The sequence below is a fragment of the Desulfallas thermosapovorans DSM 6562 genome (genome assembly GCF_008124625.1).
GTDB lineage: Bacteria > Bacillota > Desulfotomaculia > Desulfotomaculales > Desulfallaceae > Sporotomaculum > Sporotomaculum thermosapovorans.
The window spans coordinates 25,675-48,499 of sequence record NZ_VNHM01000015.1 but is presented as its reverse complement, the minus strand read 5'-3'; the positions used below and the strand labels follow the sequence as shown (position 1 = coordinate 48,499).

Genomic DNA, 22,825 nt, shown 5'->3' with positions numbered 1-22,825 from the left:
GTTATTTAAAATCCAGTACCTCGTTTAGACTGCCGCTTCTTAAGCCATGCAGGTCCAGGGTAACATATTGGAAACCCAGACCCCGCAGGTGGCTTTGTACCATAGACAGCATTGGTTCGTTAATCAGGTCCCCCATTTTCCCGGCGGGAATTTCAATCCTGGCCAAAGGACCATGGTGGCGCAGCCGGATTTCGGAGAAGCCGGCCTCCTTTAAAAACTTTTCTCCTTCTTCTATCTGCCGCAATTTGATATATGTAATGGGACTGCCATATGGTATACGGGAGCACAGGCAGGGTGAGGATGGCTTGTTCCAGGTGGGCAGTCCCAAATCCCTGGAGATTTTTCTGATTTCCCGCTTGGTTAACCCGGCCATTTGCAGAGGACTTATAACATGCAATTCCCGCACTGCTTGCATACCGGGACGATAATCCCGAACATCATCGGCGTTGGAGCCTTCGGCGACAGTGCTTAAACCTTTTTCCCGGGCCAGGTCCAGTAACCGGGTAAGTATGGTACGTTTACAAATATAACAGCGGTTGGGCGGGTTGGCGCAAAAATCCGCATCGTCCATTAGCCCGCTGTCCTTAATGACTTGTAACCGGCAGTCCAACCGGGCGGCCAGTGACTGTACTTCCAATAGCTCTTCTTTTCCGTGGAAAGGGGCATGAAAGGTGACCGCCAGCACGTTGTCCCGGCCAAGGGTGTCCCTGGCCGCCTTGAGGAGCAGAGCGCTGTCCACTCCACCGGAAAAGGCCACCAGCATGCTATGACAGGTCTGTATATTTTTCGTTAACTGCCGGTATTTATGCTGTGCCATGTTACATATCCCCCAACCCAAGGAAAATTACCGGGCTTATCATCAGCATTTACCGCGAAATACGCCGGTAATTATTTTTTGGCTATCCACTTCGTCCTTGTTTTCTTTACGCAGCAGGCCATAGGCAATGCTGTCCACCAATGCCTCCCAGCTGGCTTCAATGATATTGGGGCTTACCCCCACCGTGCCCCAGGAGCAGTGACCGTCTCCGGTTTCCACCAGCACCCGCACCACGGCCCCGGTGCCGTCCTTTTCATCCAGCACCCGCACCTTGTAGTCATTTAGCTGCATGCCCGAGATTTCCGGGTAAAATCCTTCCAGCGCCTTGCGTAAGGCGTTGTCCAGGGCATTTACCGGCCCGTTGCCCTCGGCGGCGGTATGCACCACCTGGCCGTTAACATTAATTTTGATAATGGCTTCGGAATAAACAGTGCCGTCGCGCACCTCTATAAGCACCTTCAGGTTTTCCAGAGAAAAGGGTTCCCGGTAACCATAAAAGGCCTTGCGCAGGCGCAGTTCAAAGGAACCTTCGGCACCCTCGAATTGATAACCCTGGTTCTCCAGCTCTTTTAATTCCTCCAACAGCTGGCGGTTGGCCTCTTTGTCAACACCCAGCCCCAAATCCAGTTCCTGGTATTTATAAATCAGGTTGCTTAGACCGCTCAGTTCCGATACCAGCACCCGGCGCCGGTTACCCACCTTTTCGGGCTCAATATGCTCATAGGTGCGGGGGTTTTTCAACAGCGCGTTGACGTGCACCCCGGCTTTGTGGGCAAAGGCGCTGCCCCCCACATAGGGCTGGTTGTTCATATGGTGCATATTGGCCAGCTCGCTGACGAACCGGGACAATTCGGTGAGCTCCGCCAGGCTTTGTTCAGGAATGCTGGGCCTGTGGCATTTAAAGGCCAGGTTGGGTATGATGGAGCAAAGATTGGCATTGCCGCAGCGTTCACCGTAACCGTTAATGGTGCCCTGCACCTGGATTACCCCGGCCTGCACCGCCGCCAGTGAATTGGCCACGGCCAGTTCCCCGTCATTATGACAGTGTATCCCCAGGGGCACATCCAAAACCTTCTTTACCGCCACCACCGACTCATAAATCTCATTGGGCAGCCGGCCACCATTGGTATCACAAAGGATAATGCGGGAGGCACCTCCCTTTTTGGCCGCCTGCAGTGTGGCCAGGGCATATTCCGGGTTGGCCGCAAAACCGTCAAAAAAATGCTCGGCATCATAAAAAACTTCCATGCCCTGCTGTTTTAAATAAGCTACTGATTCTTCAATCATATTCAGATTGTCCTCCAGAGTGGTCAACAAAGCATGCCGTACATGGAAATCCCATGTTTTGCCGAATATGGTGGCTACCTGTACATTGGAACGGACAATTTGCTGCAAATTTTCATCCCGGTCGGCGGCCACGCCGGATTTTCTGGTGCTGCCAAAAGCACAGATGCGGGCATTTTTCAGTTGGTGTTCCTTAATCAGTTCAAAAAAACGCAGGTCTTTGGGATTGGAACCCGGCCAGCCCCCCTCTATGTAATGAAAACCCAGTTCATCAAGCCTGAGGGCTATTTTAACTTTATCCTTGGCGGATAATGAAATACCCTCCCCCTGAGTTCCGTCCCGCAAGGTAGTGTCGTATATCTCAACTCTTGGCAAGTCCATCTCCGTTCCTTTCTTCAATAATGAATATATACTGGTTACCCCGGGGTGATATGGTTAATTCTTCACCCCGGGACATCCGAAGTTAAAGGATATACACCCTTTTATTTTTATATATGGCTATTATGGTTACTTTAACAAACTTTAAGCCTGACCCCTATCAGCTCGGCCATCTCTTTGGTGCCCACCTGCCGCATTCCGGGCTGCATGATGTCGGCGGTGCGGTAGCCTTCCTCCAGCACGCGGGATACGGCCCGCTCTACCGAATTCGCTGCTTCGGGCAGGTTGAAAGAAAAGCGCAGCATCATGGCCACCGAAAGAATGGTGGCGATGGGGTTGGCCACGTCTTGCCCCGCTATGTCGGGGGCGGAACCGTGAATGGGTTCGTACAGTCCCACCTTGCCGCCCAGGCTGGCCGAGGGCAGCATACCGATGGAACCCGTCAACTGGGAGGCCTGGTCGCTCAGTATATCGCCAAACATATTCTCGGTGAGCAGCACGTCAAATTGTTTGGGGTAGCGTACCAGCTGCATGGCGCAGTTGTCCACCAGCATGTGGTTTAGTTCCACGTCGGGGTATTCACCGGCCATTTCCGACACCACTTCCCGCCACAGGCGGGAGCTTTCCAGTACATTGGCTTTATCCACCGACGTGAGTTTACCGCGCCTCTGGCGGGCCAGGTCAAAAGCCACCCGGGCCACCCGCACGATCTCGGCGGTGGTGTACTCCAAGGTTTCCACCACCTTGACACCGCCGTCCGGCAGGGTTTCCCGGTGCTTGGTGCCGAAATAGATACCGCCGGTGAGTTCCCGCACCACCATAACATCCAGGCCTTCCACCACTTCCCGCTTCAGGGTACTGGCATCGGCCAGGGCCGGGAAAATCACCGATGGCCGCAGGTTGGCAAATACCTCCAGGTGCTTGCGCAAGGGCAGCAGCGCCCCCACCTCGGGGCGCAGGTGCACGGGCAGGGAATCCCATTTGGGACCGCCCACCGCTCCCAATAGTACGGCATCCCCGGACAGGCAGAGCTGTAGTGTTTCTTCAGGCAGCGGAGTGCCCGTTTGATCGCAGGCACTGCCTCCAAAGGGGGCTTCCCGCAGCACAAACCGGACCCCGGTGTGCTGCTCCTGCACCGCTTGCAGCACATGCACGGCACCGGCGATTACCTCGGGGCCGATACCATCGCCGGGCAATAACGTGATTGTATACAAATTAATTTTCACTCCTTGTTTTACGCGGCGCGTATAAAGGCCGCACCGGACAACACCATTACTTTTTACTAAACCTTTGCCTCCCGCAGCCGCTGGGATACGTAGCCGATTAATCCCCCGGCGGCGATGATTTGCTGCATGAATTGGGGCACGGGGGTGGCTTTATAAGTCTCGTTTTTGGTCAAGTTTTTAATTTCGCCCCGGGCCGGGTCCACGGCCACCTGGTCACCTTCCTGGATGGCCCGGGCCGCTTCTTCGCTTTCGAAAATGGGCAGCCCGATATTAAAGGCATTGCGGTAGAATATCCGGGCAAAGGATTTGGCGATTACACAGCTTACCCCGGCCGCCTTGATGGCGATGGGGGCGTGTTCCCGGGAACTGCCGCAGCCGAAGTTTTTGCCGGCCACGATAATGTCACCGGGCCGCACTTTACCGGGAAACTGGGGGTCGGCATCCTCCATGCAGTGTTTGGCCAGCTCCGCCGGGTCGGAAGTATTCAAGTAACGGGCCGGTATAATGGCGTCGGTATCCACATCAGCGCCGAATTTCCAGGCCTTACCTTGCAGCGTCATATTATTCCACCTCCCAGGGGGCGGCTATACGGCCCAGCACCGCCGAGGCGGCGGCCACCGCCGGGTTGCACAGGTATACTTCACTTTCGGGATGCCCCATCCGGCCCACAAAATTACGGTTGGTGGTGGCCAGGGCCCGCTCGCCCCTGGCCAGAATGCCCATGTGCCCGCCCAGGCAGGGTCCGCAGGTGGGGGTGCTCACCGCCGCACCGGCCTCGATGAATTGTTCCACCAGTCCCTCCCGCAGCGCCTGCATGTATATTTCCTGGGTGCCGGGAATCACCAGCAGCCGCAAGTTGTCGTTTACCCGGTGCCCTTTAAGTACCCGGGCGGCCAGTTGTAAATCCGACAGCCGCCCGTTGGTGCAGGAACCGATGACCACCTGGTCTATGGTTACGCCTGTGGCCTCACTCACCGGGCGCGTGTTCTCGGGTAGGTGGGGGAAGGCCACCTGGGGCTCCAGCTTGCTCACGTCAATTTCAACAACTTTAGCGTAGCGGGCATCCGGATCGCTCTGGTAGAAGGTATAGGGTCGTTTGGCCCGGCCTTCCACGTACCGGCGGGTTATCTCATCCGGAGGGACGATGCCGTTTTTGGCCCCGGCCTCCACGGCCATGTTGGCCATGGTCAACCGCCCCTCTATATCCAGGCTTTCCACCGCCGGGCCGGTAAATTCCATGGCCATGTACAGTGCCCCGTCGACACCGATTTGACCAATGGTATAAAGTATCAGGTCTTTACCGCCCACCCAGCGGGGCAGCTCGCCATGATAAACAAATTTAATACTTTCGGGTACCTTAAGCCAGGTTTCCCCCAGGGCCATGGCCGCCGCCAAATCGGTGCTGCCCACCCCGGTGGAAAATGCCCCCAGGCCGCCGTAGGTGCAGGTGTGGCTGTCGGCACCGATGACCAGGTCCCCGGGCCCCACCAGGCCCTGTTCGGGCAGCAGGCAGTGTTCAACACCCATGCGGCCCACTTCATAAAAGTGAGTAAGCCCGTGCTTGCGGGCAAATTCCCGCAGGGCCTTAACCTGGTCCGCTGATTTAATGTCCTTGTTGGGCACGAAATGGTCGGGCACAATTACCACCCGCTCCCGGTCCCAAACGGTCTCCACGCCTATTCTTTCAAATTCGCGGACGGCCACGGGGGCGGTGATATCGTTACCCAGGGCCAGGTCAACTTTAACATTGATCAATTGCCCGGGTTCCACCCGGTCCACCCCGGCATGGGCGGCCAGTATCTTTTCGGTGATGGTCATGGCCATCATTTGTCACCCCTATTTTTCATCAGGTTGATTATTTTTTTCATAGATCATTTTATTTACCGCGTTAACATAAGCCCTGGCACTGGCTTCCAGCACGTCGGTGCTGATGCCCCGGCCCATGTACAGTTTATCCCGGTTGTTTTCAGCTATGCGCAAGGTAACTTCACCCAGGGCGTCTTTACCGGCGGTAATGGCATTAATACCCCAACTGGCCAGCCGGCAGCTGTAACCCGTGATTTTATCCACCGCCTTGCAGATGGCATCCACCGGGCCGTTGCCGCAGGCCGCCTCTTCCAGCAGTTCCTCGCCCCTGGTGAGGCCCACTGTGGCAGTGGGTACCACCGTGGTGCCGCTGCTGATGTGCAGGTAAGCCAGTTCATAGGTGGCAGGTACCTTGCGAATTTCATTTTCCACAATGGCTTCAATATCCTGGTCGGTGATCTCCTTTTTGCGGTCGGCCAGGCTCTTGAAGCGGCCAAAGGCTTTATTCAGCTCATCTTCATGTAAAACAAAGCCCAGTTCCACCAAACGGGAGCGAAAGGCGTGGCGCCCGCTGTGCTTGCCCAGCACCAGGTTGCTGTGGGAAAGGCCCACCATGGCTGGATTCATGATCTCATAGGTGGTACGTTCTTTAAGCACCCCATCCTGGTGAATACCTGATTCGTGGGCAAAGGCGTTCTTGCCCACCACGGCTTTGTTGGGCTGAATATCCATGCCCGTGAGTTTGCTGACCAGCTTGCTGGTGCGATATATTTCCTCGGTGTTGATACCCGTTTCCAGGCCGTACCGGTCCCGCCTGGTATACAGAGCCATCACGAATTCCTCGATGGAGGCATTGCCCGCCCTTTCCCCGATGCCGTTGATGGCCCCTTCCACCTGCCGGGCCCCGGCCAGCACCGCAGCCAGGGAATTGGCCACGGCCATGCCCAAATCGTCATGGCAATGCACGCTGACAATGGCCTTTTCAATACCTTTGGTGCGGGTCATAATATTGCGAATAAACTCGGTATATTCATCCGGGGTGGTATAACCCACCGTGTCGGGTATATTAATGGTGGTGGCCCCGGCCTCAATAACCGCCTCGAACACCCGGCACAAAAAGTCGGGATCGCTGCGGGAAGCATCCTCGGCGGAAAACTCCACATCGGCGGTGTAGCTTTTGGCACGTTTGACACCCGCCACGGCGGCCTGGAGTACCTGCTCCCTGGTCATGCGCAGCTTGTGCTTTAAGTGAATATCCGAGGTAGCGATAAAAGTGTGGATACGCGGCTGGTCGGCCTGCTTAACGGCCTCCCAGGCCCGGTCGATATCGGCAAAATTGGTACGGGCCAGCCCGGCCACGGTTACGCCTCGCACCTCCCGGGCGATGGCCTTTACAGCCTCAAAATCGCCCGGGGAAGTGATGGGGAAACCTGCCTCAATAATGTCCACACCCAGCCGGGCCAGTTGTTTGGCTATCTCCAGCTTTTCGCTGACATTCAAACTCACCCCCGGGGATTGTTCCCCGTCCCGCAAGGTGGTGTCAAAAATATACACCCGGTTGTTCATGTGGATCCCCCTTCATATTAGCAATCAATAGCTTCACTGATGGATTTACCGGCCAGCACCATGGGGTTGACGTTTTCCTCGGCGCTAACCAGACAATTAATCAAAACCGCTCCAGGCTCGTCTAGGGCCCGGGGCAGCAAACTATCCACTTCTTCATTGGTGCGTAAAGTATAACCCTTGATTCCGTACGCCTGGGCCAGGGTTTCAAAGTCCGGGTGGAATTTAAAGTCCACCGCCATATACCTGCCCTGGCAGTATACCTTTTGCAGCTGGCGTACCATGCCCAGCACGTGATTGTTCAAAATAATTATCTTCACGGGCAGTTCCTGTTCCACAATGGTGGCCAGTTCCTGCATGGTCATCTGAAAGCCCCCGTCACCCACCACCAGGATTACCTGTTCACCGGGCAGGCCTATCTGGGCCCCCATGGCGGCCGGCAGGCCGAAGCCCATGGTCCCCAGTCCCCCCGACGATATTAAGCCGCCGGTCCTTCTAAACTGGTAGTACTGGGCCACCCACATCTGGTGCTGTCCCACATCGGTGGCCACTATGGCGTTCCCGCCCGTTATCTCATCCAGTTTTTCGATCACGTATTGGGGCTTTAACTTATCGCCACCGGCATCGTAGTACAGCGGGTATTCCTTCTTCCAGGCCTTTATCTGCTCCAACCACCGGGTGTCCGTTCTTTTTTCCAGGCGTGACAACAGCTCCTGCAGCACCTGCTTCACATCACCCACAATGGGCACGTGCACCGGTACATTCTTGCCTATTTCCGCCGGGTCGATATCTACGTGAATAACCCCGGCGTTGGGCGCGAATTCGGCAATTTTGCCCGTTACCCGGTCATCAAACCGGGCTCCCAGGGCAATCAGCAAATCGCAGTTGGTTACCGCCAGGTTGGCGGAACGGGTACCGTGCAGCCCCAGCATGCCCAAAAACAGCGGGTGGTCACCGGGAAAGCTGCTCAGCCCCATGAAGGTGTTGGTAACCGGTGCATTGATGGTTTCGGCCAGGGCCAGCAACTCCGCGCTGGACCGGCTGGCCAGTATTCCTCCCCCGGCGTAAATCACCGGCTTTTGGGACCGGGCGATAAGCCGGGCGGCTTCGGCAATTTTATTGGGGTGGCCACGGAAAGTAGGTTTATAGCCGCGCAATTGGATCGTTTCAGGATATTGAAATTTAATCGTGGTCTGGGCCACGTCCTTGGGCAGGTCGATGAGCACCGGACCGGGGCGCCCGGTGGAAGCAATGTGAAACGCATTTTTAATGATCCGGGGCAACTGGGCGGCATCCTTGACCAGGTAATTATGTTTGGTTATGGGCATGGTAATGCCGGTAATATCTACCTCTTGAAAGGCATCGGTACCCACCTGGCTGGTGGGTACCTGGCCGCTAATAAGAACCAGGGGTATCGAGTCCATGTAGGCGTTGGCTATACCGGTGACCAGGTTGGTGGCCCCGGGGCCTGAGGTGGCCATTACCACCCCCACCCGCCCGGTGGCCCGGGCATAGCCGTCCGCCGCGTGCACCGCCCCTTGCTCATGCCGCACCAGCACATGCCGGATGGACGAATGATAGAGGGCATCGTACACCGGTAGAATTGCTCCACCGGGGTAGCCGAAAATTATTTCCACTTGTTCTTTTTCCAGGCACTGCACCAGGGCTTGGGCAGCCGTTATTTCCATGGCGAGTCCCCCTCAAAACATATTCTCTAAAATACCATAACGCGTTATATCGTAGTACATTATGATCATAAAACTCTTTAGCCACATCAAATATTACTTGTTGGGCATCCTTCTGCCCGTTTCGGTTTTTCAATTTTCAAAACTTATATGCGTGCCTTTTGGGGGCACAAAAAGTCATGATATAATTTCTTTGTCAATTTATTTCTTTTTCAACCAGGGCATCATTTCCCTTATTTCAGCCCCCACCTCTTCAATGAGATGTTCCTTTTCCTGCTTGCGAATGGCATTGAATACGGGGCGATTTACCTGGTTCTCCAGCATCCATTCCTTGGCAAAGGTGCCGTTTTGAATTTCGGCCAGCACAGCCCGCATTTCTTCCCGGGTATCCTCATTAATGATCCGGGGACCCACCATGTAGTCGCCATACTCGGCGGTATTGCTGATGGAGTGGCGCATCCAGCTGAGGCCGCCCTCGTTAATCAGGTCCACGATCAATTTCATTTCGTGCAGGCACTCGAAGTAAGCCATCTCAGGGGCGTAGCCCGCTTCCACCAGGGTTTCAAAGCCGGCTTTGATCAGTTCACTGACCCCGCCGCACAGCACGCACTGTTCGCCAAACAAATCGGTTTCGGTTTCTTCGGCAAAGGTTGTTTCGAACACCCCCGCCCGGGTGCAGCCGATACCCTTGGCGTAGGCCATGGCGATATCCCGGGCCCGGCCGGTGTAATCCTGGTGCACCGCCACCAGTCCCGGCACACCCAGGCCATCCACGTACATCCGGCGTACCATGTGACCGGGGCTCTTGGGCGCCACCATGATTACATCCACGTTTTCGGGCGGCTGAATTTGTCCAAAGTGAATATTAAAACCGTGGCTGAACATGAGTGCCTTTCCTTCGGTGAGGTAAGGGGCAATTTCCTCGGTGTAAACCCGGCCCTGGGTTTCATCCGGCAGCAGTATTTGAATCACATCAGCCTGGCTGGCCGCCTCGGCCACGGTGGTCACCACCAGACCATCCGCTTCAACTTTGGACCAGCTGGCACTGCCCTTGCGCAAACCCACCACCACATCCAATCCGCTGTCCTTCAGGTTTTGGGCCTGGGCATGCCCCTGGCTGCCGTAACCCATAATGGCAATCTTCTTACCCTTGAGTACCGCCAAATCCGCGTCATGATCGTGAAAAACCTTAACCATAATTATTAATTCTCCTCCTTGGTACCGTTATCATGATATCCCGTATATTTGGAACCCCTTACCATGGCAATTTTGCCTGTACGCACCAGCTCCTTGATACCGTACGGGCGCAGGGATTCTTCAAAGGCATTTATTTTGCCTTCGTTGCCCGTACATTCAAGGGTTAATGTCCTGCGGCCCAGGTCCACAATGCGGGCCCGGAACACATCGGCAATCTGCATTACCTCGCCCCGCTGGGCGGGGTCGGCATTTACCTTTATTAACACCAGTTCCCGGTCAACATATTCATCCACGGTGATATCATTTATTTTTATTACATCCACCAGCTTGTGCAGCTGTTTGGTGACCTGCTCCAAGACCCTGTCATCGCCGTCAACCACGATGGTCATCCGGGACACGTCGGGGTTTTCGGTTCGCCCCACCGCCAGGCTGTCAATATTAAAACCGCGCCGGCTGAACAGGCCGGCCACCCGGGCCAGTACGCCCGGGTTATTCTCCACCAGCACCGCTAAAGTATGCCTCAGCATCTATAGCCCTCCTATCCCAGCATTTTATGGATGGGTTCGCCGGGGGGAACCATGGGATACACATTTTCCTCCCGCTCAATGGGGAAATCAATAACCACCGGTTTTTCCACTGCCATGGCTTCCTCCAGGGCGGGCCGCACTTCCGATTTTTTGCTCACCCGAATGCCCACGGCGCCATATGCCTCGGCCAGCTTGACAAAATCGGGGTTTTCCAGCTCGGTGTAGGAATAGCGGCGGTTATAAAAGAGTTCCTGCCACTGCCTGACCATACCTAAAAAACCGTTGTTCATAATAGCTATTTTTACCGGCAATTTATAATGCACCGCCGTGGCCAGTTCCTGAATATTCATTTGAATGCTGCCGTCACCGGCAATATCAATTACTGTTTCATCCGGACAGGCCACCTGCACACCGATGGCGGCCGGGAAGCCGAAGCCCATGGTGCCCAGCCCGCCCGATGAAATGAAGGTCCGGGGCCGGGTAAAGGTATAATACTGGGCGGCCCACATCTGGTGCTGCCCCACTTCGGTGGTAATCCGGGCATTACCCTTGGTGACATTGCATATTTCCTGGATAACCTGCTGGGGCTTAATCCGCCCGTTTTCCTCAAACCCGAAAGGGTGTTCCTTTTTCCAGATCGCTATTTTATCCCGCCACCGGCTGGCCAGTCTGGGCTTGAGGCGCTTAATTATTTGACGCAGGGCGAGCCTGACATCACCCACCACGGGAATATCCACATCAACATTTTTACCTATTTCCGCCGGGTCTATGTCAATATGCATAATGGTAGCGCCGGGGGCGAATTCCTCCAGTTTACTGGTCACCCGGTCATCAAAGCGCACCCCCACGCCAATTAACAAATCGCACTCGTTTACAGCGTAATTGGCGTACTTGCTGCCGTGCATGCCCAGCATACCCACCGACAGCGGGTGGTTGCCGGGGAAACCACCCAGGCCCATCAGGGTGGTGGCCACCGGTATGAGCAGCATTTCAGATAGCTCCAGCAATTCGCCATGGGCACCGCCGCTTACCACTCCACCACCGGCATAAATAACGGGCCGCTCGGCTTCTTCAATCGCCCGGACGGCCCTGGCCACTTGTTCGGGATCTGGCTCTTTTTTGGCTACGTACCCCGGCAGCTGCACCGGTCCGGGCTCGATATGCTCCGCCACACCCGAGGATACGTCCTTGGGCATGTCGATAAGTACCGGACCCGGGCGGCCGCTGGTGGCGATATAAAAAGCCTCTCGCACCGTCCTGGCTATATCTTTGGGATCTTTAACCAAAAAATTGTGCTTGGTGATGGGTAAAGTTATACCTGTAATATCGGCTTCCTGAAAAGAGTCCCGGCCCAAAAGCGACGTAGCCACCTGGCCGGTAATTGCCACCATGGGAACGGAATCCATATAGGCATTGGCAATACCGGTAACCAGGTTGGTAGCACCGGGCCCCGACGTGGCCAGACATACTCCGGGTTTACCGGAGGCCCGGGCATAGCCGTCGGCGGCATGGGCAGCGCCCTGCTCGTGCCGGGTCAGTATATGTCTAATTTCAGAATCATAAAGCACATCGTAAATTGGTAGTACCACCCCGCCCGGGTAGCCGAAAATAGTATCCACCCCCTCGGCCAGGAGACTATCTACCAGGATTTGTGCCCCGGTTTTTTGCATACCCCTTCCACCTCCGGTAAATTTATTTTAATAGCCGGCCTGTCGCATATCTGTTATTTTCAGACCGAATTTGTTACCACAATTGGTGTGGTATGTAGTTTTTGGGTAATACGACTGCTGCCGGCGAATCACGGCAGCACGTATTCACATTGGCAAATTCCACCCCGCCGGAACCGGCAGCCCCGGCGGAGTTTAAATATATTAGATGGCATTGTAGAGTATAATGGACGACAGTTTGGCGCTTTATTTTCTACAGTTTTTTCAGAACAGCTCCGGTGCCCGCCGACGTTACCAGCTGGGCATACCGGGCCAGGTAACCTCTGGTTACCCTGGGCGCGGGCTTCACCCACCGGGCCAGCCGGGCCGCCAGCTCATCTTCACTTAAAAGCACATTCAGCTTGCACCCGGGTATATCTATTTCAATCATATCCCCGTCCTGCAGCGCGGCAATGGGGCCGCCCTCGGCAGCCTCCGGGGCAACGTGCCCGATGGAAGCACCCCGGGTGGCACCGGAAAACCGCCCGTCGGTAATCAGGGCCACGTCTTTATCCAAACCTAGCCCGGCTACCGTGGCAGTGGGGGTGAGCATTTCCCGCATGCCCGGGCCGCCTTTGGGGCCTTCGTACCTGATGACAATAACATCGCCCTTTTGAATTTGCTTGTCAATCAGGGCCTGGCAGGCCTCTTCTTCGGAATTGAATACCCGGGCCGGGCCGCGGTGCTTAAGCATTTCCGGATCCACCCCGGCCTTTTTCACCACCGCTCCTCCGGGGGCCAGGTTACCGTACAGCACGGCAATACCGCCGCTGGCACTGTACGGGTCAGTTACGCTGCGAATGACATCACTGCGTTTTATAGCAGCACCCGCCACATTTTCCCCCAGTGTTTTACCGGTAACGGTCATGGTACTGCCGTCAGCCAGCCCGTGGTCCACCAGTTCCCGGAGTACCGCCGGTACACCCCCGGCTTCATCCAAATCCCGCATAAAATGCTGGCCCATGGGACTCAGCTTGCACAGGTTGGGGTTTTTTTCACTGACCTGGTTGATAATATCCAGGTTTATTTCCACCCCGGCCTCGTGGGCAATGGCGGGCAAATGCAGCACCGTGTTGGTGGAGCAGCCCAAAGCCATATCCAGGGCCAGGCCGTTGGCAAATGCCCTGGCCGTAAGAATATCCGAGGGGCGCAGGTTTTCCCGTACCAAATCCACCACCCGCATGCCGGTTAATTTAGCCAGGCGCCGGCGGGCCGCGGAAACCGCGGGCAGCGAGCCGTTGCCGGGCAGGGCCATACCCAGGGCTTCAGTGAGGCAGTTCATGGAGTTGGCGGTGAACATTCCGGCACAGGAACCACAGCCCGGGCATACCGATTCTTCAACCTCGGCCAGCTCGGCCTCGGTCATGTTACCGGCCCGCACCGCCCCCACAGCCTCGAATATATTACTGAGGGACATATCCCGTCCCTGGTAACGACCTGGCAGCATGGGCCCGCCGCTGACCACGATGGCAGGGATATCCAGCCGGGCCGCGGCCATCAACATACCGGGCACCACCTTGTCACAGGATGTAACCAGCACCAGCCCGTCGAAGGGATGGGCCATGCTCATCACTTCGATGGAGTCGGCGATTATTTCACGGCTGGCCAGGGAGTATTTCATACCCTCATGATTCATGGCAATGCCGTCGCACACCGCAATGGAGGGAAACTCTACGGGGGTGCCGCCGTTCATGCGGACACCGGCCTTGACCGCCTCGGTGATTTCGCGCAGGTGCATGTGTCCGGGCACTATTTCGTTATATGAGTTGACTACTCCAATGATGGGCCGCTCCAGCTCCTGCTCGGTCATACCCAGCGCTTTGAACAAAGAGCGGTGGGGGGCTTTGCTGAGCCCCTTTTTCATGGCATCACTGCGCATTTTAATCCTCCTATCTAAATGGCTAATCTACTTACACTGTCCCTTTTATGCTTTATCCAGGGGAAATACGGTTTAAAAGCCTGCTTTATGGCCATCTTCCCGTTATGGAAGCAAGGGCACGGAAGCAGGATAACCGTCCCTTCGTTCCCTGTTTATTCGAAAATAACCGGTCCGTCCACTTTGGTCAATTCCCGGAAATCTTTCAGCAAACCCCAGAATACTTCGCCGGGCTTGCCGCTGCCTATGGCGCGCCCGTCCACCCGCACGCAGGGGATTAATTCGGCTGCCGTACCGGTGAGGAAGCACTCGTCGGCATTATACACATCATGCCGGGTGAACATCTTTTCCTCCACCACAATGCCTTTATTTCGGGCCAATTCTATTACAGCATTGCGGGTAACACCTTCCAATAACCCGGCATGTATGGGCGGAGTAATCAATTTACCCTTTTTGACCAGGAAAAGATTATCCCCGGTGGCCTCGGCCACGTAACCCTCTTGATTGAGCATGATGGCCTCGGGCACACCGGCTAAATTGGCCTCTATTTTAGCATAGATATTATTTAAGTAATTGAGGGATTTGACCCTGGGGTTGCAGGCCTCGCTTAGATTGCGCCGGGTGGCCACGGTAATCATCTCCAGGCCTTGCTCATACAATTCCTCGGGATAAAGTTGGATGGAGGCCGCAATACAGAAAACAGTGGCTCTGGGACACTTACGGGGGTCCAGGCCCAGATCCCCTTTACCCCTGGTCACCACCAGGCGGATATAGGCATCCCGCAAATTATTACGGCGCAGCGTTTCCAGCACCACTTCCTGCATTTCTTCAATACTGATGGGAATCACCAGGGCCAGGGTATGGGCCGATTCATACAGCCGCTCCAGGTGCTCGGACAGTTTAAAAACCCGGTTGTTATAGGCCCGGATGCCTTCAAACACACCGTCACCATACAGCAAACCGTGGTCAAATACTGATACGACGGCCTCTTCCTCGGGTACATATTTACCATCCAAATAAATTATAAGGCTCATGTTTTCACACTCCTGTTATGATTCAGTTAATTTTAATTACTGAACTGTTAAAAATAAGTTAACATTAGTTTATTAAAAACCGCATCCAACGCCCGGACAAACTACCGTCTTTTCACCCCCGTATATAGCCTTCATAATGCTATTAAAATAAATAAGACCCCGCTGATATTTTCCAAGGGTGGAACCTATCCGCTTGGGTCTTTTATCCCCACGGTGTAACCCCCGGTGGTTATTCCCCGGCGGCCTGTACCGCTCGGTCCAGTCCCTCCCATGGGAGGCGGAACCCTAGGTACACTTCCCTCCATAGTAGTGTTAGTGTTCATCATTAACAAATGAAATCATCATTTCACCTGTATAGGAAGAAGCGTGTTTTACCGTATAAATAATGAAACCTCTCGTCCCTGGTGAAATAACCACCAGGGACGAGAGGTGTTAAATTCCTCCCGCGGTACCACCCTGCTTGTTTTCGCGCCCTTGGCGAAAACCTCTTGAGTGTGTCAGCGACACGGTAGCAATAACGGGCCACCTGTTCCCGGCTTTGCCTACCGGGCGGACAGCCTTTCGACAAAGCAGTTCCGGGGCGATGCCTAACCTGTTCCGGCACTGGTTTTCAGCACCCCCAGCTCTCTGTGGCGCGGCTTGCAGGTATTGCTCCCCTTCATAACCTTTAACGTAAAAACTTACAATTCAGTATACAGTAAAACCATTATAAAGGTCAACAGTTTTATGTTTTAATTCATCAAATATTGCATGGTAACTGTAACCACGCCCAGCACCGCCCCCAACAGCGCACCCAGCCAGGTGATGGCCACCAGTTCCCGGCGCATAATACCCAGCAACATCTCTTCCACCTGCAGTTCATCCAACTCTTCCACCCGCTGCCGCACCATGCTCTTAATATCAATGAAACGCAGCAACCCCGGCACCTGTTTTTGCACCACCAGGCGGTATAGCCTGGTGACCGTGCCACCGGAGCCGGTGACAAAATCACCCGGCAGAAAATCCAGTATGCGGCCCAGGGGCAGTTGCCAGAGGGCTGCCATTTCATGCCGCACCAGCGCTTCCACATGCTGTGCCGGCTGGTTTTGCTCCCAAAGGTTCTCCACCAGGCGCTCGAAATATGCAGTCAGTTTGGCCGGCCACCCGGGATCAGCCCGGCCCGCCAGTTCCCGCCAGGTCCGGCTGCGGCATTTTTCTAATATTTCCCCGGCGGCACCGGCCAAAGCGTCCGTCACAGCAGGGTCACCCAGCTTGTCCACGGCCCACGCGGCTATTTCGGCGGCCTTTTCCCGCTTACCGGCCTCATCCAATCCCGCGGTAATATCGCTGACCCTTTTTCCAAGCACTTCATCCACCAGCAAGTGCAAGCGCTCCACAATCTCCGCCCGGTTTTTTTCATCGGCAAAAAACCGGGCTATTTCACCGGCCAGCCGCTGCACCAGCATGTCCGAGCCGTTACCCATAAGTTGAAACAGGCCGTTGACGAACCTCTTAATGGCTGAGCTTTCAAAAAATCCTTCAATCTTGTCTTTCATGGCCCGCCGGGCTGCCGGGGAATTGATATATTGCTCTATGACCGCAATAATGCGGGGAGCCTGGTCATTGATAAATTGATGGATGCCTTCCCGCACGGCCCCGGGTAGATAGTATTCCAACGGCCGGTTGCTGGCCAAAAATTTTTCCATTTGCCCGGCCAGTATACGCTCCAACTCCCGCTTTACTGCCGGCTGCTGCAGTACCGTAGCGGGCAGTTGCTCCAAAGCGGCCACCATGTTTTCGGCTTTGGCATGATCAAGTGTATCTGCCACAGTTTGCTCCAGCAGGTAACCGGCGGCTTCCCGGGCCAGGCGCCCCGCCGCCCGCCGGGCTGCCTCACCCCTGACCAGTTTCACTGCCACACCGGAAACCAGTTCCGTTAACTCGCGCTGGAGCTGCGTATCACCTTCGGGGCCGCCCAGTGCCTCGCCAACGCTGACACCACCCTCGCGTATTTTAACCATCCCCTCGGCCAGAAAGCGCCGCATTTGTTCTTCCACTTCAGGCCGCAACAGGTGCTGCACCACCTTTTCTTCAGTGAGCAGCATGCCACCCACCGCATTGCCCACGGCACCGGCCAGGCGTCCTTTACCCCGGGGGATAACCCCCGGGGTAAAGGGCACCCGCAGGCCGAAAAATCTTTTTTCTTTCAGGGGCCGGAATAACATGCGAATGGCAATCCAGTTGGTGGTGTATCCGATAACTGCCCCCGACAACACCGTTAAAGCTACTTGCAGCCAATTCATAAACAAATCATCCTTATATATAAGATTTGCTATAATCCTCCGGTGCCGGGTGCCTGCCGTTTTAAAGCCTTCGACTTTCAACAGTATATGCATGCCTTTCCAGAGCACAAAACGCCATGAATGAATTTATTTCAGACTTTCACCACCCGGCACCATCAAGGAAGGTAAATTTGCAACACTACCCGTCAAGCTTCTCCCGGGCGGCCCGAATGGCCTTTTGCACCGCCTCGGGAGCAGGGCCGCCAATAACATTTCGGGCCGCTACGCAGCGGGATACCCCGATGGCTTCGTAAACATCTTCGTTGATGACCGGGGAAAAATCGCGTAAAACCTCCAAACTCAATTCATCCAGTGCTTTATTGTGTTCCAGGCAGTAAGCCACCGCCCGGCCCACTATAGCATGGGCTTCCCGAAAGGGCACGCCCTGCTGGACCAGGTAATCGGCCAGGTCGGTGGCATTGGTAAACCCGCCCCGGGCCGCCCGGGCCATGTTTTCCTTTCTAACCCGCATCGTGGCCACCAGGGGCTGAAAAATCAGCAGGCACTTTTTCACGGTATCCACCGCATCAAACAGGGCCTCCTTATCCTCCTGCATGTCTTTGTTGTAAGCCAGGGGAAGGCCTTTAAGCATGGTTAAAAGAGCGGTGAGATCCCCGAATACCCGGCCGCTTTTGCCCCGAATCAACTCGGCCACATCGGGATTTTTTTTCTGGGGCATCATACTGCTGCCCGTGCTGTAGGCATCATCCAGTTCGATAAAACCAAACTCCGCCGAGGACCAAAGAATAATTTCTTCACAAAAACGGCTCAGGTGCACCATAATCAGGGAAGCGGCAGCGGCGAACTCCACGGCAAAATCCCGGTCGCTAACCGCATCCAAACTGTTTTCCGTCACGGCGTCAAAACCCAACTCCCGGGCCACATATTCCCGGTCCAGGGGGAAGGTGGTGCCGGCCAGCGCCCCGGCCCCCAGGGGCAGCACGTTAACCCGCCGGCGGCAGTCCGCCAGGCGCTGTCTATCCCGCTCGAACATCTGGCAGTAAGCCAGTAAATGGTGGGCCAGGGTGATGGGTTGGGCCCGCTGGAGGTGGGTATAACCGGGCATTACGGTATCCAGGTGCTGCTCGGCCACATCCAGCAGCACCCCCGTAAGTTTGGCCAGCAATTGCCCGGTTTCGTCTATTTCATCCCGCAGGTACATGCGCACATCCAGCGCCACCTGGTCGTTACGGCTGCGGGCGGTGTGCAGTTTTTTGCCCACATCTCCGATTCTATCTATTAACAACTGTTCCATGTTCATATGAATATCTTCGGCGGCCACGGAAAATTCCACCCGGCCGGCTTCGATATCCTCCAGTATACCTGAAAGCCCGTCAATAATGGCACCGGCCTCCCGGTCGCTGATAATGCCCACCCGCGCCAGCATTTTGGCGTGGGCAATACTGCCGGTGATGTCATATTTATAAAGGCGGCTGTCAAAGGAAATGGAGGAATGAAAATCATCCATCAGCCGGTCCGTATCCTTTTGAAAGCGCCCGCTCCACAGCTTGGCCATTAAAACCACCTCTTCTTATTAACTGTTGGCAATGAAGGTCCTGTTAAACACTTGCTATTGCATCATTTTACCGGTAATCATGCTAAAATATTATAACATGGCTGTACCAAAGTTGGAAAAAGGTCGAAAAAATAATTACAACCCCGGTTGAACCCCCGGGCTTTTTATTTTCCATCAAAGCACCCATTTGTTATAATACAATTATTGATTATGGCTGCATATTGCAAATCAAAGGAAAGACGGGTTCGCCGCGGTAATAAATTATAAAGGAGACGAAAACCTATGGGGAGTATTGCGCTTGCAATAGCCGGAGTTGTAACTATTATTTTGGCACTGGTTTCGTTTATAGCCCGAATTGCCAACATTTTGTTTAGTCAAAAGGTAAAACAAGAAGTCAATGAATTTTTTGCGGGCCTGGTTCACAAAGAAGAAATAATAAAACCGGACGATTTGGAAAAACTGCCACCCGCAGTGCAAAGGTGGCTTCATTACTCCCAGGTGATGGGCAAGCCAAGGTTTTCCTCCGCCCGGTCAAAACAAAAAGCCGTGATGAAAATGAAACCGGAAAATCCATGGCTGCAACTTGAAGCGGAACAATACTTCACCATAGACCGGCCGGGCTATTTATGGAAAGCCAGGGTCAAAGCCGCCCCGCTTGTGCATTTTGCAGCCAGGGATAAATACCACGGGGGCAAAGGCAATGTACTAATTAAAATTTTATCTTTATTTAAGGTTGTAGACGCCAGGGGGCCGGAGGTTGACCAGGGTTCACTGGTACGATTTCTGGCGGAAACAGTATGGATCCCCACAGCGGCTTTGAGCGATTATATTACCTGGACCCCAGTAAACGACTACACGGCCGAAGCCGCTATAAGTTACGCAGGGGTAACGGCAACGGGGGTTTTTAACTTCAACGAGCAAGGCGAGGTTACCAGTTTTACCGCGCCCAGATATGGAGAATTTGGCGGTCAATATACCCTAGAAACATGGTTGGTTAATGTTAATGATTATAAAGAATTTCAAGGCATACGGGTTCCCGGTAAAGGAGAGGTGACCTGGAAACTAAAAACCGGGGATTTCACCTGGTACCGGTTGGAGTTGGAAGAATTGCAATATAACCATCCTGTTGCTTACTAAGCGGGTAAATTGTACCACGCCACCGCCCATTTGATGCACGTAAAAATCGGGCGGTGTTTTTTATTGAAAGCCAGGTTTAGTGTTTTGCTCATTAAAGAAAGCAACGGGTAATATAATAAATTACAGACTGAAGCTTATATAATTCAGCGGCTATGCAACATGGCCAAGCATAAAAGTGATAACACATTAAGTTTTTTTTAAGAAAATGTTATACTATATAACTTATTAGTGTGCAAATATGTTAAAATAAAGTTAATTAAACAGTTTTTTAATAAAGGAGACGTGCATTTATGGAAAGAGAACTGACGCTGGAATTGGTGCGGGTTACCGAAATGGCTGCCCTGGCCGCCGCCCAGTGGATGGGACGCGGGCGCAAAAACGAGGCCGATGAGGCAGCCACCAATGCTATGCGCACTATGTTCGATTCAGTGTCCTTGAATGGTACCGTGGTTATCGGGGAAGGTGAAATGGATGAGGCCCCCATGTTATATATAGGCGAAAAGGTGGGCTGCGCCCTCACCCCGGAGGTGGATGTAGCAGTGGACCCGCTGGAGGGTACCAGCATTCTGGCCAAAGGCCTGCCCAACGCCATGTCAGTGATTGCCATTGCCGAAAAGGGCAACCTGCTGCACGCCCCGGACATGTATATGGATAAACTGGCTGTGGGCCCCCGGGCCGCCGGCCAAATCAGCCTGGATGATCCCATTGAAAAGACCCTGGAAATTGTAGCCAAGGCCCACAATAAACGCATTGTGGACTGCACAGTGATGATACTGGATCGCCCCCGGCACGAAAAGCTCATTGAAGCGGTCAGGGGAGCCGGTGCCCGGGTACGCCTCATCGGCGACGGCGACGTAGCCGCAGCGCTGGCCACCGCCTTTGAAGATACGGGTATTGACATCTGCGCCGGCATCGGCGGCGCCCCCGAGGGAGTGATTGCAGCAGCGGCCCTTAAAGCCCTGGGCGGCGACATGCAAGCCCGCCTGGTTCCCGAAGACGACAGTGAATACCAGCGTTGTCTGAGTATGGGCATCGAAGATCCCAACCGTATTTTAACCATGGACGACCTGGTCAAGGGGGATGATGCTATTTTCGCAGCCACCGGCGTAACCGACGGAGAGTTGCTCAAAGGGGTACGTTTCAGAGGCGGTGAGCTGGCTGAAACCTACTCGCTGGTGATGCGGGCCAAAAGCCGCACGGTGCGCTTTATCAACACGGTACATAACTTAAAATACAAGCCGCACTACTCGCTGATTAAAGAAAAGTAATGTTATAAAAAAGTGCCGGGCGGAACAAGCCGCCTGGCATTTTTTGCAAATCTTGTTTTCCCGCTAAATAAAAAACCCGGTGGTTGTTAACCAGAATAAGGTTGAAAACTAATCCTGATAACGCAGGTATCGGCTATCAAAAGCACCGCCGCTCATTTTCACTGGCGTGAAATGGGCGGCGGTTTTTGTTTGCCGGGCATGGCAATGGACTGTAAATATGATATTATTATAATTGTTTTGCTAAAATCCGCTTTTGGGAAGTGATAATTTGGCCACTGACGGCAACAATGTACACCGCCTGGAAATAGACGGCAAAGAAATAATCCTCATCGGCACAGCTCATGTTTCCCCAAAGAGTGTCGATGAGGTCAAAGAAGTTATCCAATCTGAAAGACCCGACACCGTTTGCGTGGAATTATGCCAACCCCGGTACCAGTCCATCACCGACACGGACAGATGGAAAAATACGGACATTTTCAAAATTATCAAAGAAGGCAAGGCCATGTTGCTGCTGATCAACCTGATACTCTCTTCTTACCAAAAAAGATTGGCCCAGCAGTTCGGGGTTCAACCGGGCCAGGAAATGATTCAGGGTATTAACTCGGCCAACGAAGTGGGTGCAACTCTATGTTTGGCCGACCGGGAAATCCATACCACCATGCTCCGGTTATGGCGGGGTGTAAGTTTTTGGGGCAAAGTAAAACTGTTATTCGAGATTATCTTGTCCATGTTTGATACGGAAGAAATCAGTGAAGAAGAAATGGAGAAGATGAAAGGCCAGGATATGTTGACAGCAGCGCTAAGCGAGTTATCCAGGGTTTCCCCCAAGTTCAAATCGGTTTTAATTGATGAAAGGGACCAGTACCTGGCAGAAAAAATTAAAACCGCCCCGGGCAACAAAGTGGTGGCCGTACTGGGGGCAGGCCATGTACACGGTATTAAAAAAGAACTGTACCGCGAGCACGATCTGGCTCAATTGTCCCAGGTCGCACCAACACCCATAATTACTAAAATTATCGGCTGGGGCATCCCGCTGCTGATAATAGCCATCATTGCTTCCACATTCTCTGTTGATAAATCCGCGGGGCTTGACCAACTGGTAAGTTGGGTTCTCTGGAACGGTAGTTTGTCCGCGCTGGGCGCCTTAATTGCCCTGGGACATCCCCTAACCGTACTGACAGCATTCATTGCCGCGCCGGTAACTTCCCTGAATCCCATGCTGGCAGCGGGCTGGTTTGCCGGTATTACCGAAGCCTTCATAAGAAAACCAAATGTTCGGGACTTTGAAAATATTTCCGAAGATATATTCTCTTTCAAGGGTTTCTGGCGCAACAAGGTCACCCGCATACTGCTGGTGGTGGTACTGGCCAATATTGGCAGCAGCCTTGGCACTTATATCGGAGGGGCGGAGATACTCCGGAGATTTTTCCACACTTTTTTCTAAAATCACCCAAAAGGCGATTCTGCACTTACCCCGGGGAGAG

Annotated in this window: 17 protein-coding genes and 1 other annotated feature; of the genes, 3 read left to right on the top strand and 14 right to left on the bottom strand. The window is 54.1% G+C overall.

The features are described 5' to 3' along the window. Position 1 precedes the first annotated feature (1 nt). The 14 genes from larE to argH all read right to left on the bottom strand — a co-directional run bounded on the left by larE (position 2) and on the right by argH (position 18,936). A complete protein-coding gene (gene larE / locus LX24_RS12090) occupies positions 2-817 on the bottom strand; it encodes an ATP-dependent sacrificial sulfur transferase LarE (protein WP_166512411.1) in 816 nt (271 codons plus the stop codon). Positions 818-859: 42 nt separating this feature from the next. After that, entirely contained in the window at positions 860-2,482 is a 1,623-nt protein-coding gene (gene cimA / locus LX24_RS12085; protein ID WP_243131730.1) for a citramalate synthase, read from the bottom strand. Positions 2,483-2,613: 131 nt separating this feature from the next. Further along, on the bottom strand, positions 2,614-3,693 hold the full coding sequence (leuB, locus tag LX24_RS12080) for a 3-isopropylmalate dehydrogenase (protein WP_166512409.1): 1,080 nt from the start codon (positions 3,691-3,693) through the stop codon (positions 2,614-2,616). Between the two features lie 68 nt (positions 3,694-3,761). Beyond that, entirely contained in the window at positions 3,762-4,265 is a 504-nt protein-coding gene (leuD, locus tag LX24_RS12075) for a 3-isopropylmalate dehydratase small subunit (RefSeq protein ID WP_166512408.1), read from the bottom strand. Position 4,266: 1 nt separating this feature from the next. After that, positions 4,267-5,529 carry a 3-isopropylmalate dehydratase large subunit gene (gene leuC, locus LX24_RS12070; protein WP_166512430.1) on the bottom strand — a complete coding sequence of 421 codons (1,263 nt, stop codon included), beginning with the start codon at positions 5,527-5,529 and terminating at the stop codon, positions 4,267-4,269. A 12-nt stretch (positions 5,530-5,541) separates the two neighbouring features. Then, positions 5,542-7,077 (bottom strand): 2-isopropylmalate synthase, encoded by a 1,536-nt coding sequence (locus tag LX24_RS12065; RefSeq protein WP_166512407.1) that lies wholly within the window; start codon positions 7,075-7,077, stop codon positions 5,542-5,544. Positions 7,078-7,094: 17 nt separating this feature from the next. Next, positions 7,095-8,762, bottom strand: coding sequence for a biosynthetic-type acetolactate synthase large subunit (gene ilvB, locus LX24_RS12060; RefSeq protein WP_166512406.1), 1,668 nt, complete (start codon positions 8,760-8,762; stop codon positions 7,095-7,097). Between the two features lie 198 nt (positions 8,763-8,960). Then, a complete protein-coding gene (ilvC, locus tag LX24_RS12055) occupies positions 8,961-9,956 on the bottom strand; it encodes a ketol-acid reductoisomerase (RefSeq protein ID WP_166512405.1) in 996 nt (331 codons plus the stop codon). Positions 9,957-9,961: 5 nt separating this feature from the next. Then, the gene (gene ilvN / locus LX24_RS12050; protein WP_166512429.1) at positions 9,962-10,480 is read right to left on the bottom strand and encodes an acetolactate synthase small subunit; all 519 of its coding nucleotides are present in this window, start codon (positions 10,478-10,480) and stop codon (positions 9,962-9,964) included. A gap of 14 nt (positions 10,481-10,494) precedes the next feature. After that, complete coding sequence (gene ilvB / locus LX24_RS12045) at positions 10,495-12,153, bottom strand: biosynthetic-type acetolactate synthase large subunit (RefSeq protein WP_166512404.1); 1,659 nt, start codon at positions 12,151-12,153, stop codon at positions 10,495-10,497. 250 nt (positions 12,154-12,403) lie between these two features. Further along, complete coding sequence (gene ilvD, locus LX24_RS12040; protein ID WP_166512403.1) at positions 12,404-14,068, bottom strand: dihydroxy-acid dehydratase; 1,665 nt, start codon at positions 14,066-14,068, stop codon at positions 12,404-12,406. 152 nt (positions 14,069-14,220) lie between these two features. Continuing rightward, positions 14,221-15,099, bottom strand: a complete 879-nt coding sequence (gene ilvE, locus LX24_RS12035; protein WP_166512402.1) for a branched-chain-amino-acid transaminase — start codon at positions 15,097-15,099, stop codon at positions 14,221-14,223. Positions 15,100-15,514: 415 nt separating this feature from the next. Then, positions 15,515-15,770 (bottom strand) — a binding site (T-box leader). Positions 15,771-15,830: 60 nt separating this feature from the next. Beyond that, positions 15,831-17,381, bottom strand: coding sequence for a DUF445 family protein (locus LX24_RS12030; RefSeq protein WP_166512401.1), 1,551 nt, complete (start codon positions 17,379-17,381; stop codon positions 15,831-15,833). A gap of 178 nt (positions 17,382-17,559) precedes the next feature. Beyond that, a complete protein-coding gene (gene argH, locus LX24_RS12025) occupies positions 17,560-18,936 on the bottom strand; it encodes an argininosuccinate lyase (protein ID WP_166512400.1) in 1,377 nt (458 codons plus the stop codon). 282 nt (positions 18,937-19,218) lie between these two features. On the opposite strand from argH, the gene LX24_RS12020 reads away from it, so the two are divergent. The 3 genes from LX24_RS12020 (at position 19,219) to LX24_RS12010 (ending at position 22,785) form a co-directional block, all read left to right on the top strand. Further along, the gene (locus LX24_RS12020; protein ID WP_166512399.1) at positions 19,219-20,073 is read left to right on the top strand and encodes a DUF6544 family protein; all 855 of its coding nucleotides are present in this window, start codon (positions 19,219-19,221) and stop codon (positions 20,071-20,073) included. Between the two features lie 290 nt (positions 20,074-20,363). Beyond that, positions 20,364-21,341: a class II fructose-bisphosphatase gene (gene glpX / locus LX24_RS12015; RefSeq protein WP_166512398.1), complete on the top strand. Its 978-nt coding sequence runs from the start codon at positions 20,364-20,366 to the stop codon at positions 21,339-21,341. Between the two features lie 268 nt (positions 21,342-21,609). Continuing rightward, positions 21,610-22,785 (top strand): TraB/GumN family protein, encoded by a 1,176-nt coding sequence (locus tag LX24_RS12010; protein ID WP_166512397.1) that lies wholly within the window; start codon positions 21,610-21,612, stop codon positions 22,783-22,785. Positions 22,786-22,825: the final 40 nt, after the last annotated feature.